This window comes from Chitinophaga sp. (genome assembly GCF_039596455.1).
Lineage (GTDB): Bacteria > Bacteroidota > Bacteroidia > Chitinophagales > Chitinophagaceae > Chitinophaga.
Genome location: NZ_JBCNJR010000001.1, coordinates 2,248,502 through 2,265,647, shown reverse-complemented (window position 1 = coordinate 2,265,647; position 17,146 = coordinate 2,248,502). Strand labels below are relative to the sequence as shown.

Sequence of the window (17,146 nt, the reverse complement as noted above, 5' to 3'; positions counted from 1 at the left end):
GGTACATGAAAATTCCACCCCCTGTGACCGGCCCTGCCCCTATGCCCGCCAGAATTGTTTCCATAGATGTATACCGCGGGTTTGTGATGCTGCTGATGATGGCGGAAGTACTGCGTCTTTCACGTGTGGCCGGCGCGCTGCCCGGCAATGCCTTCTGGCAGTTCCTTGGCTGGAACCAAAGCCATGTGCCGTGGACGGGCGGCTCGCTGCATGACATGATACAGCCCTCCTTTTCCTTCCTGGTGGGCGTTGCCCTGCCCTTTTCCATTGCCAGCCGCACCGCCAGGGGCGCTACTTTCGGCTCGCTCCTGAAACATACGCTGGTGCGTTCTCTCATACTGGTATTGCTGGGCATTTTTCTCCGCTCCATGCACTCCAGCCAAACCAATTTTACATTTGAAGATACGCTCACACAGATAGGCCTGGGCTACCCCTTCCTGTTCCTGCTGGGCTTTGCCACCAAAAGAACGCAGGTAATAACGCTCACGCTCATACTGGCCGGTTACTGGCTGGCTTTTGCCCTCTACCCGCTCCCAGCTCCGGGCTTTGACACTACCGTAGCAGGCGTTCCGGCAAACTGGCCGCACAACATGGAGGGCCTGGCCGCGCACTGGAACAAGAACACCAACCTGGCCACCGCCTTTGACCAGTGGTTCCTCAATCTCTTCCCGCGTGAAAAACCATTTGTTTATAACGGCGGCGGCTATGCCACGCTGAGTTTTATTCCTACCCTTGGTACCATGGTGCTGGGCCTCTTTGCCGGCCACGCCCTGAAGGGTACAGACTCCCCGCGTGAGCGCATCCGGTTTTTCCTGGTCACCGGCGCCTGCCTGGTAGCCGCCTCCGCGTTGCTGCACTTCACCGGCATCTGCCCCATTGTTAAACGCATCTGGACGCCCGCGTGGACGCTTTTCAGCGGCGGGCTCTGCTTCTTTTTCCTCACTTTCTTTTACTGGCTGACGGATGTGGCCGGGCACAGGAAGTATATACTGCCGCTGGTGGTAATAGGCATGAACTCCATTGCAGCATATGTAATTGCAGACGGTTTCGGCAGTTTCATCAGTGATTCCCTGTACATACACCTGGGCCGCAACTTTGACCAGTTGCTGGGCAGCGCCTATGCGCCACTGGTAAGGGGGGTACCGGTGCTGGCCATAGAATGGCTGATCTTGTACTGGATGTACCGGAAGAAGATATTCATCAAGGTGTAGCCGGCATCAAAGCCCCAGCACTTCTTTCAGGCGGGGATAGCCGGTTTTGCTCACCAGTATTTTGCTGCCGCTTTTGAGCACGGCCAGGTAGGTCTCTTTTTCATAAGGGTCCAGGCGGGTGATCTGGCTTACGTTCAGGATGTAGGAACGGTGTACGCGGATGAATTGCTGCGCATCCAGCGTTTTCTCGAAAAAGGCCATGGTTTTGTTTTTCAGGAAAGCGCCTTCCTGCGTAACGATCTTTACATAGTCATCAGCCGCTTCCATGTAGTGAATGTCCTGCACGGGAATGATCTTGATGCGGCCGTTGATCTTCACCACCACGCGGTTATGCTGCGTGGGCAGCTCCCGGCCCGCGGCGTCCAGCAGTTCCGGGGATACTTCTGTTTTCCGCTCCAGCATTTTCTGAAGGGCCTTATCGAACCGCTCGCGGGAGAAGGGTTTCAGCAGGTAGTCTATCGCATTCACTTCAAAAGCCCTGATGGCGTATTCTTCAAACGCGGTGGTAAATATTACGCAGGGCAGCTTGTCTACCAGTTCCAGCATCTCAAACCCGTTGATCTTCGGCATCTGGATGTCCAGGAAAAGCAGGTCCGGCTGGTATTGCTGTATGGCCTTGAGGCCTTCAAACCCGTCGTTACACTCCGCCACCACCTCTATTTGCGGGTAGGCCTGCAGGTATTCCCGTACCAGTTCACGGGCCAGCGGTTCATCATCTATCAACACTGTTTTTATCATGGAGCTGTGGTACTTTAATAGTGGTAGTGAATATATTCAGATCAGCCTTTGTTTCCAAAAGATCTTGCCGGCCAAAGAGCAGGAACAGCCTGCGGCGGATGGAGTTGAGCCCGAAGCCGGTACCCTGCTGCACCTGCTGGTGCATGGCGGGGTCAAAAGGGTTGGATACCGTAACCAGCAGCAGGCCGTTTTCCGTCCGCGCGTCAATGGTGATGTTGATGGCCTCCGTAGTGTCATACAGCCCGAACTTGATGGCGTTCTCCACCACGGGCTGCAGCAGCATGGGCGGTATTTGCAGGGGAGCCGTTTCTTCATGCTGTATAACGGTGGTGGTTAACCGGTGCCGGAAGCGGACTTTTTCGATATCCAGGTACAGCTGCAGGTATTGCAGCTCTTCCCGCAGGGGGATCCAGAGCTGGTCTTCTTTCTTCAGGGTACCCCGCAGAAAGTCACTCAGCTTCTGTATCATCTGCCGGGCCTCTTCGGGCCGGATGGTTACCAGCGCGTTGATGGAGTTGAGGCTGTTGAAGAGAAAGTGCGGCTGCAGCTGCTGGCGCAGCTTATACAGCTCCGCCTCTTTGGCCAGCTTTTCCGTGGCCTCCTTGCGGGCCAGCGCCTCACGCTGCTCCTCTACCTCATACATGAAAAAGCTGATGAAGCCGGTACCGGTAATGAGCGTCCAGCCCAGCGCAAAGCGGATGGGCAGCGTGTCTGACAGCCATTGTATGTAGAGCGGATTTTGACCGTTGTTGTAAATGAGCTTGAGCAGGCAGATGGTAAGCGTGACCCACAGTGCGCTCATCACCAGCGTAAGAATAGCTACATAAGAGTACTTGCCCTTTACCGGCCGGTAGTTGGCATGCATCTGCACAATAGCGGTCAGCGCCAGGAACAGGAGCGTGTTGTGTATAAGACTGTCTACAACAGCCATCATAAACGGCTGGCCCAGCCAGTGATGCACAATAATGCGGTGCAGGTTCAGGAACAGTACAAAGCCTACGATGAAAGTCCACCGGTAGGGCTTCTCTTTGAGCAGGTGGGTGGCCAAAACGGGTGTTTTTAGGTTAGACGTTCAGCTCAAACAATTTCTGAGATTGCAGCTGGGCCGCTTTCATCTGCAGCAAGGCTACATAGCTGCCGGCATTATCAGGTTCTTCCACGCGGGAATACAGTTCCATGCCGTCTTTCAGCTCGTCAAGCGCAATCAGCTCAGGCACGTTGATGAAACGCCATTCTACCAGCTCTTCTTTCTGGTTGCGGAAGGCGTATTGCTCCTGCTCCCCTATCTGCTGGGCTTTTTTCCAGGCTTCCTGTTTGGTCACCGCACTGATGAGGCGCAGCTGTTCATCGAATTGGGGGAGGTGCTCCCCTTTTCCGCAGATGATCTGGTAAACTATCTTCGCAACAAACCAATACATGTTAAACGATTTTCAGGTGATATAAGAATGGAATGGAGGGCGGCAAAACAATGGATAAAAGTGAATGGCGAAAGGAAAGGATCAATAACTTTTCAGGTCAATTCCACCGAATGTACAGGAGCCTTTCAACACCAGTACTTTATTGGTAGAGGCGGGCACTATGGTACGTTTGTCTTCAATGCCGCCGAACACGGTGTTCACATCCAGCTTCACGTCCCAGTGAGAAGGCACTACCAGCTCCACAGCGCCGAACATGATGGTGATGTCTATCACCGCTTCTCCGTTGATGTCTGCCTGCATGAAGTTCAGCTCCGTGCCGCCAAACATGGCAGTAATGTTACCGCCCCGGAAGTTTTTGGACAAAATGACCTTGTTGGTGCCACTGAAAATAGTGGTGCTTTGCAAAAAGTCTTCCTTGCTGGCCATGTTGCTGCTGTCCGCAATAATTTCCTCATACCGCTTGCTCCGGCTACTGGCCCGGCTGATCATGTACAGCCCTATCACAATGAGGATAATTGGCCAGAAGAAGCGCTGCAGGTGCCACTCAAACGGCAACATGTCGTTAATAAGGAACACCACGCCTACAAAGGTGAGAATGAACCATCCCGCGCCCTGGAACCTGTTTTTGGCGCCCATCACAAACCCGATCAGGATCAGGAGCATGGGCCAGGAAAACACCCAGCCGGGCAAATGGAGGTCCATTTTTCGGAGGAGGAACACCACACCGATCACCAGCACTATCACCCCGCCCCAAAGGCTATTATTGCTATTATCTGGAAGACGATCATATCTGCCCATAAATTGTATCGTTTTTTAAGTTTATGACACAAATCTACCACCACCGCGCCGGGGCAACAACACAGCTTAGGCGGGCAGAGGGCTTTTACCGGTAAAAGGGGGGAAATTGCCGGTGAAAATGACGGGGCAGCGGGCTGCATCAGCCTGTATGGGGAAAATGCCGGTGAAAACGGGGTTACAGCTCTACCACAATGGTTTCGCCGCCCAGCTTCTCCAGCGTACCTTTCAGATCGGCCACCATGGCGTCTGGCCCGCAAATGTAAAAGGGCTGCTGAAAATCCTTGATACGGGCGCGGAGGTACACTTCGTCTATCCGATGGTTATCATACCCGGCACGGGCCTCTTCTGTAAGCGTATTAATGAAATTGGGGCCCAGTATTTCCCTGAACTCGTCTTCCAGTATAATATCCGCTTTGGCTTTGTTGGAAAAAATGAGCTTGTTGCCGCCCACCTGCCCGTCTGCCTGGAGCTGCCTGAAAATGGCAATAAAGGGGGTCACGCCGGCCCCGCCGGCAATAAAGGTACCCTCTCCGCGGTACTGGATGGCGCCCCACACATCGTGTATAAGAAGGCTGTCTCCCGCCTGCAGCATGCCCAGCTGGTTGGTAACGCCCTGCCTTTCCGGGTATATCTTGATGGTGAACTCCAGGTGGTCCCAGCTGTTGAGTGCCGTAAAGGTGAAAGGGCGCCGCTCTTTTTCCCAGCCGGGCCTGTTAACGGCCACCTCTGTGGCCTGGCCGGGTATAAAACGGTAACCTGCGGGCTTTTCAACGGTAAAACGCTTCACGTTATGGGTAACGGGGGTTACATCTAAAATTGATACTATATGTTCTTCCATGGTGCCTCAGTTTATTCTTCTTCTAATTTAAGTTAATTATCACACTTACGGCCTTCATCCCACCTTCAAATGTGTTACCTTTGCGGTCAATAATTAAAACAACAAATCAGCAATATGCCGGCAGAAAAAATTCAGATGATTGACGGGCAGATAAAGGTCCCTGCCCACCCTGTTATTCCGTTTATTATTGGAGATGGTATTGGGCCGGACATCTGGCGTGCCAGTGTGCGGGTGTTTGATGCGGCCGTGGAAAAAGCCTACGGCGGCACGCGGAAAATTGAATGGAAGGAAGTACTGGCGGGTGAAAAAGCTTTCCAGGAAACGGGGGAATGGCTTCCCAAAACCACGCTGGATGCATTGAAGGAATACCTGGTATCTATCAAAGGCCCCCTCACCACCCCGGTGGGCGGCGGCATCCGTTCCCTCAACGTGGCCATGCGGCAGGAGCTGGACCTTTACGCCTGCGTGCGCCCGGTACGCTGGTTCAACAAAGTGCCGTCTCCGGTGAAACGCCCGGACAAGGTAGATATGGTGATTTTCCGGGAAAACACGGAAGATATTTACGCCGGCATTGAATACATGTACGGAACGGAAGGCGCCGACAAGCTTCTGAAATTCTTGCAGGAAGAGCTGGGCGTAAAACAGATCCGCTTCCCTGAAACCTCTTCCCTGGGTATTAAACCCGTGAGCAAAGAAGGTACCGAACGCCTGGTGCGCGCGGCCATCAAATACGCCATTGAGCACAAACGGCCTACCGTGAGCCTGGTGCACAAGGGCAACATCATGAAGTTCACCGAAGGCGGCTTCAAGAACTGGGGCTACGAGCTGGCCGCCCGCGAGTTCGGAGACCAGGTATATACCTGGGAACAGTGGGAAAAAACCAAAAAGGAAAAAGGCGAAGATGAAGCCAACCGCGAAATGAAAGTAGCGCAGGCGCATAACAAGATCATCATCAACGATGTGATTGCCGACAACTTCCTGCAGCAGATACTGCTGGCGCCGCAAGACTATTCCGTAATTGCCACCCTCAACCTGAACGGCGACTATATTTCCGACGCCCTGGCAGCGGCTGTAGGCGGCATCGGCATTGCGCCCGGCGGCAACATCAACTACGCTACCGGCCACGCCGTATTTGAAGCCACGCACGGCACCGCGCCCCGCTTTGCCAATACCGACACCATGAACCCCTCCTCCGTAATACTCTCCGGCGTAATGATGCTGGAATACATGGGCTGGAAAGAAGCGGCAGACATCATTGTTGACGGCCTCAGCACCGCCATTATGCGCAAAAGGGTCACCATCGACTTCTACAAACTGATGGATGACGCCACGCTCGTGAAATGCAGCGAGTTCGCAGACGAGATCATCAAACAGTTATAATGCATACAACGGGTTACGAAACATGGATAAAATCCATAATTCGTGACCCGTTATTTGAAATTCGAAATTGACTTTTGTATATTTCGTGTTTACTATCAGCACATATTAAAAAAACATTACATCGATGTCACAAAAAATTAAAGTTGCAAACCCTGTGGTTGAACTGGATGGCGACGAAATGACGCGGATCATCTGGAAGTTTATCAAGGACAAACTGATCATTCCATATCTCGATTTAGATATCAAATATTTCGATCTGGGCATGGAGCACAGGGATGCCACCAATGACCAGGTGACCATAGACGCCGCCAACGCTATCAAACAATACAACGTAGGCATCAAATGCGCTACCATTACGCCTGACGAGCAGCGTGTACAGGAGTTCAAGCTGAAACAGATGTGGAAGTCTCCCAACGGCACCATCCGTAACATCCTTGACGGCACCGTTTTCCGCGAGCCTATTGTGATGAAGAACGTGCCCCGCCTGGTTCCCAACTGGACCGCCCCTATCTGTATAGGCCGTCACGCTTTTGGTGACCAGTACCGTGCAACCGATTTCATAGTAAAAGGAAAAGGCAAACTGACCATCAAATTTGAAGGCGAGAACGGCGAAGTGATCGAACACGAAGTATACCAGTTCAAGGGAGACGGCGTAGCGCTGGCCATGTACAACACAGACGAGTCTATCCGCGGTTTTGCACGCGCCTGCTTCAACCAGGCCCTGCTCAAAAAATGGCCGCTGTACCTCAGCACCAAAAACACCATCCTGAAAAAATACGATGGCCGTTTCAAGGATATTTTTGAAGAAACCTACCAGAACGAGTTCAAAGCCGAATTTGACAAGGCAGGCCTCACCTATGAGCACCGCCTCATTGATGACATGGTGGCCAGCGCCTTGAAATGGAACGGCAACTTTGTATGGGCCTGTAAGAACTACGATGGCGACGTACAGTCAGACACCGTTGCGCAAGGCTTCGGCTCCCTGGGCCTCATGACCTCTACCCTGGTTACGCCTGACGGTAAAACCATGGAAGCAGAAGCGGCACATGGTACCGTTACCCGCCACTACCGGGACCACCAGGCCGGCAAGCCCACTTCCACCAACCCCATTGCTTCCATCTTTGCATGGACGCGTGGCCTGGAGTTCCGCGGCAAGCTGGACGGCAACCAGGAGCTGATCAACTTCTGCCAGGCGCTGGAGCAGGTTTGTATTGAAACCGTAGAAAGCGGTAAAATGACCAAAGACCTGGCCGTTTGTATCCATGGCAACAAGGTGGAGCACGGTAAACATTACCTGTACACCGAAGAGTTCCTGGAAGCGCTTGACACTGCGCTGAAAGCCAAACTGAAGAAATAAAATTTTGTCTATATAGCTGATAATGAAAACGTCCCGCACCACGCGGGACGTTTTTTTATGGGCCTTAAAATCCCGCTCATCAGAAAGTATCCTGCCCGTACCGCTACTTTTCCTTACATTTAATGCGTCAAAACCAACACCATTTATGAAAAAGAGCCACATTTTCCCCGCGCTGCTGCTATTGCCTGCCCTGGCCGGCGCGCAAGACACATTCACCATTAAAGGCAAGGTTGGGAACAATAGCGCCCCCGTTAAGGCCTACCTCCGTTACGCACAAGATGGCAAACCCGTTACAGACTCTGCCGTACTGAGCAACGGCGTCTTCGAGTTCACTGGTACTATAGCAGAACCTGTTAAGGCCCAGTTATTTCTTAACTACGCCCCCGGCACGCCGCGCCCTGTTATGGAGAATGCGCGGCTTTACCTGGAAAAAGGCCTCATCTACGTTGAAAGTGCAGACTCCCTGAAAGTTGCCAAAATAAAGGGCGGGGCCGTGAATACAGACAATGCTGCCCTGGAAGCCGCGCTCAAAACCAACAATGATCAAAACAAGGCACTGATGGACGAGTATATGTCCAAACCGGAAGAAGAACGGAAAGACAAGGACTTTATTGCCAGCCTGCAAAACAGGAGCAAACAGTACTACGAAGAACGTAAAACCATTCTCAAAAAATTCTACGAAACGCATACCGGCACTATAGTAGGCCTTGACGCGCTGAAAGAGTTTGCCGGCTCCACGCCTGACTATAGCGAAATACAGCCGCTCTTCGCCAAACTGGCGCCTGAAGTGCGCAACAGCAAAAGCGGCGTTAGTTATGCAGAACGCCTCGAGAAAGTAAAAGCAGTAGGCATTGGCCAGGTAGCGCCCGCGTTCACGCAAAATGACCCGGACGGTAAACCTGTATCTCTCGCATCTTTCAGGGGAAAATACGTACTGATAGATTTCTGGGCCAGCTGGTGCGGCCCCTGCCGTGCCGAAAACCCGCATGTGGTGAAAGCATACAACGAGTTCAAAGACAAGAACTTCACTATCCTGGGCGTATCGCTTGACAGGCCTGATGATAAAGACAAGTGGCTGCAGGCTATCCAGGACGATAACCTGGCCTGGACGCAGGTTTCAGACCTTGCTTACTGGAAAAATGAAGCAGCGCAGCTCTACGCTGTCAGCTCCATTCCCCAGAACTTCCTCCTGGACCCGAACGGCGTTATTGTTGCCAAAAACCTGAGGGGAGAAGCCCTTCAGAAGAAGCTGGCGGAATTGATCAAATAATCTGAGATCATGCTATAAAACAAAAGAATAAGCCGCTTCCGAAAGGAGGCGGCTTTTTTTATTTGAAGTACCGCATCATCACCTGGTCTTCCCCGTACACATCTTCATAAAACTGCATTTTGCCGTTTCTCAACTCAGCGGTGAAGTACCGGATGTAAATAGGCAGCCTTTTATGCATGGTATACTGCTTCTGCTGCTCGGTATCAAGCCAGGTACGGACGCTGTCCCGAATGCCGGGACGGGGGTCATTGCGCACCATGTACATGGCCAGGCTGTCCCACTGCTGCACCCTTACGCAGCCATGGCTGAGCGCGCGGTTGGAATTACTGAAGAGGCTGCGGTTATTGGTATCGTGCAGATACACGCTGTACTTGTTCATGAAATTAAATTTCATAACGCCCAGGGAATTGTCCAGCCCGTCCATCTGCCGCAATACATAAGGAAAATATTTTTTGCTCAGCCGCTCCCAGTGAATAGTGTCCGGGTTTACCACGTTGCCTTTATGGTCTACCACTTCCAGGTTCTTTTCAGCAAGGTAGTATACGTTCTTTTTGATCTGCGGCAGCATTTCTTTGAACACAATGCTGTAGGGCACACGCCAGTAAGGGTAGAGCACAAAATTGGTCATCACGGAGTTGAGCAGGGGTGTGCGTGTACGCGGGGCGCCCACTATCACGCGAGATTCCAGCATCATGGTATCATTTTCCATTACGTGCATCCGGAAAGCGGGTATGTTCACGAGCAGGTAACGGTCTGGCAGGGAATCAGGGAATTTGCGCCAGCGGTCAAGGTTCAGGGCCGCCTGCAGCAGCCAGTCTGCCGGCTGCTTGTTCAGCGTCTGGATGGTGCGTTTGCCGGCAATACCGTCAGGGTATATGTTAAACTCCCGCTGAAAAGCCTTCACGGCATTTTTAAGCGGCACGGTGTCTGTTTCCGGAATGCCGGTGGTATCGTAATGCCCGCCCGCCATGAGGCGGATGGCAAGCTGCCGGCGGAACTGCGGTGTGTCTGCATACGTCTGGGGCAGGGTATCCCACTGCTTGCCGCCGTATTGGGCCTTGTACAGCCGGATGCCTTCTTTCAGGCTGAGGTACCCTTCATGTACCGGCTCCTGTTGCTGCAGCAGCGCGCTTACATCTCCCGCCTGCAGCGCCTGCTGCAAAAAAGCGGTGAGCACGGTATCTGAAAAAAGAGAATCTTTGCGGAGGGTGATGCTGTCTTTCGGCGCAATGCCAAAATGCAGGTCACTGGCCATTTTCATAAAAGCGTCTGTGAGCAGTACATCCACTTTTGCCCAGAGGGCCGCATCTTTCCGTGACCGCTCCAGTTGCTGCCGGGCGCCCTGCAGCGCGGCCAGGTGGTAACGCGCGGGCGGCAGACCGTAATTGTCTGCATTGGTGATCCAGTCCATCAGGCTGTACACGGCTTTATGCGTGCGGCCATTGTCTGACCAGAAAGCCGCGCCCTGGTGCTGGCGGTAGGCATGCTGCAGGGCGCTCAGGCGGAAGGCGGGCACACTGTCTTCCATCATGCCCTCATTACCGCTCACATATTCCAGCCGTTCAGCCACCTGGGCCGCCACTACCTCATTCAGTTGGCGCGGGTCCTGTACAATTTCCTGTTGCCTGGGCTGCCCCTTTTTACGGCCACAGGCTGATATGCCTATGATAATCAATATGGTCCAGCCTGCTCTCAAGTAATTCATCCGGGTTACATTCTATGATTTACGCATCTAATGTAGAATAAATTACAAATACCGTGCAGGAATTAACGGGATATTCACATGGGGGCTAGCGGTGCAGCGCCGGGTTGATGCGCAAATATACCTGGGCGCTCAGCGGATTTTTGCCGTAAATGCTGTACAGTGCCTGGTCTTCTACGTTGATGGTACCCTGCGCGCCTATGGAAAGGTTGGTTTTCCAGATAGTGGCCAGCGTGCGGGCATACCCTACCGTAAAGGCGTGTACATTGAATTTGGCATGCGGCAACTGGTCTTCCAGGTGAAGCTCATGTGTTGACTTTTCCACAAACTCATACCGGCCGTATACCGCGTTCTTTTGCAGCTGCAGGTTGCTTTCCAGCAGGAAGGAATGCTCCCGGTGGTTGTCACTTTTGCTGTTGAGGCCCCACACCGCCGCGGAAGCAATGAAGTTGCCGGGCTGCCTGAACTGGGCGGTATGGATAGCGGAAGCCGTGGTGCGGGTTACGTTCTCTTCCGGCTCCAGCGCTTCAGGACTGTGCACAAAGGCCTGTGAGAATTGCAAAGCCCACTGGCGGGAAGGATTGTAGCTCACACGGTAGGCGTAGCTGTCAAACAGCGGCTTGTCAAAATTGTAGCGGTCTTCATCCGGCTCCCGGCCGGTAAAGCTGGAAAATTCCGCTTTCACCTGTTTGTACCGGAAGCCCAGCGTACCCACGCCAAAGGTGATATGCGTAGCATCCTGCCAGTGGTGGCCCAGCGGCGCATCAGGATTGTTCATGGCGGATACGCGGTGCATGAAGGCGGGTGCGCTGATAGCCGGCTCACCGGGGTAGCCGATGTAGGCGTACACGTCCATGTCTTTATTGATGGCATGAGTATACCCCACGCTCAGGGCGGCAAACATATCATGCGGGTGCTGCCGGTCTACCAGCGGCTGGCCCTGCCATGTTTCGCCAGACTGGAAAAGCAGCGGGTAGCCCGCGCCGCCCATTACCGCCCGGTCAAAGCTGAGCATTACCGTAGCGTTCAGCAAACCTCTCTTCCCTACCCGGTGGTTCATCATGCCCATCAGCCAGTTGGGCGCGTCAAACTTGGTATCGCCGCGGGAGCCTTTGGCAGTGAAGTCTGTAGATGTATAACGAAGGAAGATATTGCCGTGAAGCATGAACGATGTATTGCCCCTTTGCGCCATGTACATGTACATCGGCGTATTATCCGTCAGCCAGCTGGTGCCGGAGCCGTTGCGGTTCATGGGGAGGTTCAGCGAGTAAGCGCTGGTCATGTTGTGCATGCTATGGTCTCCATGCATCTGGTGAGCGCTGTGATCCGCCGCCGTGTCTTTTTGCTCCGGCATATGGTGCTCATGTCTTTTTGCAGGCGTTGTATCTTTCTTTGCAGGCATGTGATGCTCATGCTGCGCCTGCGCAACGCCTGCCCATATAGTTAGTACTGCTAATAATCCTGTTAACCTTTTCATACTGCTTGTTTTATTTACAGCAATTTTTCTTTACAAATAACGACCGGATGAACCGGAGTACGTTTAACATCATTTTTCCCATGGTACCAGGTTTTTACAAAGGTAGCCCTCTTTCCAGGCGTGCACCTTATATAATTATGGGAATGTGTTACAGGATTCCCTCCGTTTACGGCTGATGAGCATCATTTTTTCCCGTGACGCGCCTCATCGGCCACCAATGGCCGCGGGCTTACTTTTGGGGCATGCAAACAGCCACTGCCGTTTCCCAATGCGCCCATTGCGGCGAGCCCTGCGCCAAAGGAGAACAATTCTGCTGCCATGGTTGCAAGATGGTGTACGAGCTGCTGAACGAGCATGGGCTTTGCGCTTATTATACCCTCAATGCCCGCCCCGGCACTGCGCAACGGGTGCCTGTACGGCAGCACAAATTTGCGTTTCTTGATGAAGCGCCCATTCACCGCCAGCTCATCCAGTATGAAGATGAGCAACAGGCGCATGTTACCTTTTATATTCCCAACATTCATTGCAGCTCCTGTCTCTGGCTGCTGGAAAACCTGCACAAGGTGAACCCCGGCGTGCAGCAGGTCAACGTGAACTTCAGCAAAAAAGAAGCCCGGGTAATTTTCATGCCGCAGCAAACCACCCTCCGGAAAGTGGTGGAAACGCTGGCCGGCATAGGGTACGAACCCTATATCAGCCTGCAGGACCTGCAAAAGAAAAAGCCGCCCGTGAACCGGCGCATCCTCTACCAGCTGGGCGTAGCAGGCTTTTGTTTTGCCAACATCATGCTGCTCAGCTTCCCGGAATACTTCTCCGGTGAAAACCATATGGACGGTACCATGGGCCTCGTATTCCGCTACCTGAACCTGGCGCTTTCACTGCCGGTGTTCTTCTTCAGCGCACAACCTTTTTACGCTTCCGCATGGAAAGGCCTGAAACATGGTTTCCTTAACATAGACGTGCCCATTGTACTGGCCATTGTGGTCACATTTGTGCGCAGCGTTACAGACGTACTGACGGGCGCCGGCGCCGGCTACTTTGATTCCATGACGGGCATTGTGCTCTTTATGCTCACCGGCCGCGTGCTGCAAGACAAAACGTATAAAGGCCTTTCTTTTGACCGGGACTATACCTCCTATTTCCCCATAGCCGTTACTGTTATAAAAGAGCAGCAGGAGGTTCCCGTACAGCTGCCCGATGTCAAAACCGGGGATACGCTCCTCATACATCACCAGGAGCTGGTACCGGCAGACGGCATCCTTGTAAAAGGCAAGGCCCTCATAGATTACAGTTTTGTAACCGGTGAATCCGCCCCTGTTACCAGGCAGATGGGCGAGATCATTTATGCCGGCGGGCGGCAGCTGGAAGGGAATATGGAGATACTCACCATCAAGGAGGTAGCACAGAGCTACCTTACCAGCCTGTGGAACCGCGATGAAATGCAGCACAAGGAACAGCAAGCCTCCTTCATCCATCTGCTGGGCAGGAATTTTACGTGGATTGTATTGTTCATTGCCGCGGTTACCACCATTTACTGGGGCATCTATGATACGTCAAAAATATGGCCTGCCGTTACTTCCATCCTGATAGTAGCCTGCCCCTGTGCCTTGCTGCTGGCGGCCTCTTTCACCAACGGGCATACGCTGCGCATACTCAGCAGGCACCGCCTGTACCTGCGCAACGCGCAGGCTATTGAAACGCTGGCCGCTACAACACATATAGTATTCGATAAAACCGGCACGCTTACCGGCAAGGCGCAGTCTGCCACCACCTGGCACGGCCGTGCGCTTACCGTAGAAGAGCAGCTGGCCATTGGCGCGGTAAGCGGCCAGTCTCAGCACCCCGCCAGCCGGGCGGTGATGGCCGTATGCAGCAAACCGGCAAACGCGGAAGTGCTGCGCTTCACGGAAGATACCGGCCAGGGCCTCCAAGGCTGGGCGCGTCAAATGCATATACAATTGGGCAGCGCTGCCTATACCGGCGCTAAAGAAGGTATTGGCAGCCAGGTGCACGTAAATATCAACGGAGACTACGCCGGTTACTTCCTGCTGTCCCACACCTACCGCGAAGGCATTAACGAAATGCTGCACGCCCTGCCCTACCCGCTGACGCTGCTCTCCGGAGACCATGACGGAGATGCGCCCTTGCTCCGCAATATGATGGGGCAGCAGGCAGACCTGCGTTTCCGGCAGCAGCCCCATCAGAAGCTGGACCATATTATCGCCTTGCAGCAGCAGGGCAAGCAGGTGCTGATGATCGGGGATGGGCTGAACGATGCCGGCGCGCTCAAACAAAGCAACACCGGTATATCCCTGACGGAGAACAGCAACAACTTCATCCCCGCCAGCGACGGTATTATGGAAGCCTCCCAACTGCGGCGGTTACCAGCCTTCATCCGGTTCTGCCAATCCGGCAAGCGGGTGATCCTGATCAGTTTTGCAATATCCGTACTGTACAATATCACCGGCCTGTTCTTTGCCGTGCAGGGCAAACTCTCACCTCTCACCGCCGCCATACTGATGCCCGCCAGCTCCATCAGCATTGTGCTGCTCACCTGGGCGCTGAGCGAGTGGGCCGGCAACAGGTTGCTGGGTGATGACAGTCATCACCGCCCGTGATGGCCATCATAAACCCTCCTGCCGCATACCGCTACTTTTGCCTAAACTGTCAGCCATGAGCGTGATCATACTTCTCCTGGGCGCAAGCCTCATAGTTGCGCTGTTCTTTCTCTTCGCTTTTATCTGGTCTGTTAAAGACGGGCAATATGAAGATGATTTTTCTCCCGCGCACCGCATGTTATTTGACGATAAAACCGACAACGAATAAATCAACACTATGTCTCTCGAAAAATTCTCGTACGACAACCGCACCGTAAAATGGTTTGCCTACGCCACCATGTTCTGGGGCCTTGTAGGCATGCTGGCAGGTTTGTGGGCGGCCACTGCCCTTGTTTATCCCGACCTGAACCTGGGCTACGCGCCCACTACTTTTGGCCGCCTGAGACCTGTTCACACCAACGCCGTTATTTTTGCGTTTGTGGGCAACGGCATTTTCATGGGCGTATATTATTCCCTGCAACGCCTGTGTAAAGCCCGCATGTTCAGTGACGTGCTGAGCAAAATCCACTTCTGGGGCTGGCAGGCCATTATTGCGGGCGGGGCCCTCACCCTGCTGATGGGTTACACTACCGGCAAGGAATACGCCGAGCTGGAGTGGCCGTTCGATATCGCCATCACCCTCATCTGGCTGGTGTTTGGCGCCAACATGCTGGGAACCATTCTCCGCCGCCGCGTATCTCACCTGTACGTTGCCATCTGGTTCTACATCGGTACTTGGGTGGCCATTGCCATGCTGCATATCATCAACTCTTTTGAAATGCCGCTTTCGCTTTTCAAAAGCTACTCCTGGTATGCCGGCGTGCAGGATGCCCTGGTGCAATGGTGGTACGGTCACAACGCTGTAGCGTTTTTCCTCACCACTCCTTACCTGGGGCTGATGTACTACTTTATTCCCAAAGCAGCCAACCGCCCTGTTTATTCCTACCGCTGGTCAATCATCCACTTCTGGGCGCTCATCTTTATTTACATCTGGGCCGGGCCTCACCACCTGCTCTACACCGCATTGCCGGAATGGGCGCAATCACTGGGTACGGTATTTTCCATCATGCTCATAGCTCCCTCCTGGGGCGGTATGCTCAACGGCTTGCTCACCCTGCGCGGCGCCTGGGACCGCGTGCGGGAAGATGCCATCCTGAAATTTTTTGTGGTGGCGCTCACCTGTTACGGCATGGCCACTTTTGAAGGGCCTATGCTGTCTCTTAAAAACGTGAACGCCATCAGCCACTATACAGACTGGACCATTGCGCACGTTCACGTAGGCGCGCTGGGCTGGAACGGCTTCCTCACCTTCGGCATCCTGTACTGGATGATACCGCGCATCTTCTCCACACAGCTTTACTCCCGCAAATGGGCCAACACCCACTTCTGGATAGGTACCCTGGGCATCATCTTCTACGTGATTCCCCTGTATTGGGCCGCCTTTACACAAAGCATGATGTGGAAGCAGTTCACCGAAGAAGGCACGCTCAAATTCCAGTTCCTGGAAACCGTTACCACCATTGTGCCCATGTACGCCCTGCGCTCCGTAGGCGGGCTGCTGTACATCAGCGGGCTGGTGCTGATGATCGTGAACCTGGCCAAAACCATCCGTCGCGGTACCTTTGTGGCTGACGAAGCCGCCGAAGCGCCGCCATTAGCTAAAGTAACCGCTACCTACGGCAAAGCGCACTGGCATAACTGGATAGAGCGCCGCCCTGTACAAATGGTCATTTTCAGCCTGGTAGTAGTAGGTATTGGCGGTATACTGGAAATGGTGCCCACCTTCCTGGTACGCAGCAACATTCCCACCATCAGCAGCGTAAAACCATACACGCCGCTTGAATTGCACGGCCGCGATATCTACATCCGCGAAGGCTGCTACACCTGCCACTCACAAATGATACGTCCCTTCCGTGATGAAGTGGCGCGTTATGGCGACTATTCCAAAGCCGGCGAGTTTGTGTACGATCACCCCTTCCAATGGGGCTCCAAACGTACCGGGCCAGACCTGGCGCGGCTGGGCGGCAAGTACCCTGACTCCTGGCACTACAATCACATGCTGGACCCCGTGTCTATGTCTCCCGGCTCTATTATGCCCCCCTACCCCTGGCTGTTTGACAACCGGGTTGATAAAGGCAAAACGCCCGCCATGATCAACGTGATGCGCAAACTGGGCGTGCCTTACCCCGAAGGATATGAGCAGCAGGCAAAAGCAGACTTTGACAAGCAGGCGGGCCAGATAGCAGACAACCTGAAAAGAGACAAGCTGGAGATACCGGCAGACCGGGAGATAGTAGCGCTCATTGCGTACCTGCAGCGGCTGGGCACAGACATTAAAGTGAGTGAAGCAAAAAACTAGA

14 protein-coding genes are annotated in these 17,146 nt (G+C 53.6%); 7 read left to right on the top strand and 7 right to left on the bottom strand.

The window, feature by feature from the left end; all coding sequences use genetic code 11:
• Positions 1-5 precede the first annotated feature (5 nt).
• The gene (locus ABDW36_RS09125) at positions 6-1,211 is read left to right on the top strand and encodes a DUF5009 domain-containing protein (RefSeq protein WP_343701580.1); all 1,206 of its coding nucleotides are present in this window, start codon (positions 6-8) and stop codon (positions 1,209-1,211) included.
• A gap of 6 nt (positions 1,212-1,217) precedes the next feature.
• Here the strand turns inward: ABDW36_RS09125 and ABDW36_RS09120 are convergent, their stop codons facing one another.
• The 5 genes from ABDW36_RS09120 to ABDW36_RS09100 form a co-directional block, all read right to left on the bottom strand.
• Positions 1,218-1,949: a LytTR family transcriptional regulator DNA-binding domain-containing protein gene (locus ABDW36_RS09120; RefSeq protein ID WP_343701579.1), complete on the bottom strand. Its 732-nt coding sequence runs from the start codon at positions 1,947-1,949 to the stop codon at positions 1,218-1,220.
• A complete protein-coding gene (locus ABDW36_RS09115; protein ID WP_343701578.1) occupies positions 1,924-2,997 on the bottom strand; it encodes a histidine kinase in 1,074 nt (357 codons plus the stop codon). The genes ABDW36_RS09120 and ABDW36_RS09115 overlap by 26 nt, the downstream gene beginning before the upstream one ends.
• A gap of 16 nt (positions 2,998-3,013) precedes the next feature.
• Entirely contained in the window at positions 3,014-3,367 is a 354-nt protein-coding gene (locus ABDW36_RS09110; protein ID WP_343701577.1) for a DUF4288 domain-containing protein, read from the bottom strand.
• 81 nt (positions 3,368-3,448) lie between these two features.
• Positions 3,449-4,165 carry a DUF5668 domain-containing protein gene (locus ABDW36_RS09105; RefSeq protein WP_343701576.1) on the bottom strand — a complete coding sequence of 239 codons (717 nt, stop codon included), beginning with the start codon at positions 4,163-4,165 and terminating at the stop codon, positions 3,449-3,451.
• Positions 4,166-4,340: 175 nt separating this feature from the next.
• Positions 4,341-5,003 (bottom strand): FAD-binding oxidoreductase, encoded by a 663-nt coding sequence (locus tag ABDW36_RS09100; RefSeq protein ID WP_343701575.1) that lies wholly within the window; start codon positions 5,001-5,003, stop codon positions 4,341-4,343.
• A 114-nt stretch (positions 5,004-5,117) separates the two neighbouring features.
• On the opposite strand from ABDW36_RS09100, the gene icd reads away from it, so the two are divergent.
• The 3 genes from icd to ABDW36_RS09085 all read left to right on the top strand — a co-directional run bounded on the left by icd (position 5,118) and on the right by ABDW36_RS09085 (position 9,010).
• Positions 5,118-6,383 (top strand): NADP-dependent isocitrate dehydrogenase, encoded by a 1,266-nt coding sequence (gene icd, locus ABDW36_RS09095; RefSeq protein ID WP_343701574.1) that lies wholly within the window; start codon positions 5,118-5,120, stop codon positions 6,381-6,383.
• Between the two features lie 124 nt (positions 6,384-6,507).
• The gene (locus ABDW36_RS09090; protein WP_343701573.1) at positions 6,508-7,740 is read left to right on the top strand and encodes an NADP-dependent isocitrate dehydrogenase; all 1,233 of its coding nucleotides are present in this window, start codon (positions 6,508-6,510) and stop codon (positions 7,738-7,740) included.
• Positions 7,741-7,885: 145 nt separating this feature from the next.
• Complete coding sequence (locus ABDW36_RS09085; RefSeq protein WP_343701572.1) at positions 7,886-9,010, top strand: TlpA disulfide reductase family protein; 1,125 nt, start codon at positions 7,886-7,888, stop codon at positions 9,008-9,010.
• 58 nt (positions 9,011-9,068) lie between these two features.
• Here ABDW36_RS09085 and ABDW36_RS09080 read toward each other — a convergent pair whose 3' ends face one another.
• Both ABDW36_RS09080 and ABDW36_RS09075 read right to left on the bottom strand, forming a co-directional pair.
• The gene (locus tag ABDW36_RS09080) at positions 9,069-10,715 is read right to left on the bottom strand and encodes a L,D-transpeptidase family protein (protein WP_343701571.1); all 1,647 of its coding nucleotides are present in this window, start codon (positions 10,713-10,715) and stop codon (positions 9,069-9,071) included.
• Positions 10,716-10,800: 85 nt separating this feature from the next.
• Positions 10,801-12,189: a hypothetical protein gene (locus ABDW36_RS09075; RefSeq protein ID WP_343701570.1), complete on the bottom strand. Its 1,389-nt coding sequence runs from the start codon at positions 12,187-12,189 to the stop codon at positions 10,801-10,803.
• Positions 12,190-12,431: 242 nt separating this feature from the next.
• Here ABDW36_RS09075 and ABDW36_RS09070 point away from each other — a divergent pair, with 242 nt between their 5' ends.
• From ABDW36_RS09070 to ccoN, 3 genes are read left to right on the top strand one after another with little or no spacing between them, the layout of a single operon-like run.
• A complete protein-coding gene (locus ABDW36_RS09070) occupies positions 12,432-14,807 on the top strand; it encodes a heavy metal translocating P-type ATPase metal-binding domain-containing protein (RefSeq protein ID WP_343701569.1) in 2,376 nt (791 codons plus the stop codon).
• A 55-nt stretch (positions 14,808-14,862) separates the two neighbouring features.
• The gene (gene ccoS / locus ABDW36_RS09065; protein ID WP_119076131.1) at positions 14,863-15,015 is read left to right on the top strand and encodes a cbb3-type cytochrome oxidase assembly protein CcoS; all 153 of its coding nucleotides are present in this window, start codon (positions 14,863-14,865) and stop codon (positions 15,013-15,015) included.
• 9 nt (positions 15,016-15,024) lie between these two features.
• Entirely contained in the window at positions 15,025-17,145 is a 2,121-nt protein-coding gene (gene ccoN / locus ABDW36_RS09060) for a cytochrome-c oxidase, cbb3-type subunit I (protein ID WP_343701568.1), read from the top strand.
• Position 17,146: the final 1 nt, after the last annotated feature.

Excerpts from the sequence above, each read along its gene's own strand:
- ABDW36_RS09125 (WP_343701580.1), top strand. The coding sequence starts at position 6 with ATGAAAATTCCACCCCCTGTGACCGGCCCTGCCCCTATGCCCGCCAGA.
- ABDW36_RS09120 (WP_343701579.1), bottom strand. The coding sequence starts at position 1,949 with ATGATAAAAACAGTGTTGATAGATGATGAACCGCTGGCCCGTGAACTG.
- ABDW36_RS09110 (WP_343701577.1), bottom strand. The coding sequence starts at position 3,367 with ATGTATTGGTTTGTTGCGAAGATAGTTTACCAGATCATCTGCGGAAAA.
- ABDW36_RS09105 (WP_343701576.1), bottom strand. The coding sequence starts at position 4,165 with ATGGGCAGATATGATCGTCTTCCAGATAATAGCAATAATAGCCTTTGG.
- ABDW36_RS09100 (WP_343701575.1), bottom strand. The coding sequence starts at position 5,003 with ATGGAAGAACATATAGTATCAATTTTAGATGTAACCCCCGTTACCCAT.
- icd (WP_343701574.1), top strand. The coding sequence starts at position 5,118 with ATGCCGGCAGAAAAAATTCAGATGATTGACGGGCAGATAAAGGTCCCT.
- ABDW36_RS09090 (WP_343701573.1), top strand. The coding sequence starts at position 6,508 with ATGTCACAAAAAATTAAAGTTGCAAACCCTGTGGTTGAACTGGATGGC.
- ABDW36_RS09085 (WP_343701572.1), top strand. The coding sequence starts at position 7,886 with ATGAAAAAGAGCCACATTTTCCCCGCGCTGCTGCTATTGCCTGCCCTG.
- ABDW36_RS09080 (WP_343701571.1), bottom strand. The coding sequence starts at position 10,715 with ATGAATTACTTGAGAGCAGGCTGGACCATATTGATTATCATAGGCATA.
- ABDW36_RS09075 (WP_343701570.1), bottom strand. The coding sequence starts at position 12,189 with ATGAAAAGGTTAACAGGATTATTAGCAGTACTAACTATATGGGCAGGC.
- ABDW36_RS09070 (WP_343701569.1), top strand. The coding sequence starts at position 12,432 with ATGCAAACAGCCACTGCCGTTTCCCAATGCGCCCATTGCGGCGAGCCC.
- ccoS (WP_119076131.1), top strand. The coding sequence starts at position 14,863 with ATGAGCGTGATCATACTTCTCCTGGGCGCAAGCCTCATAGTTGCGCTG.
- ccoN (WP_343701568.1), top strand. The coding sequence starts at position 15,025 with ATGTCTCTCGAAAAATTCTCGTACGACAACCGCACCGTAAAATGGTTT.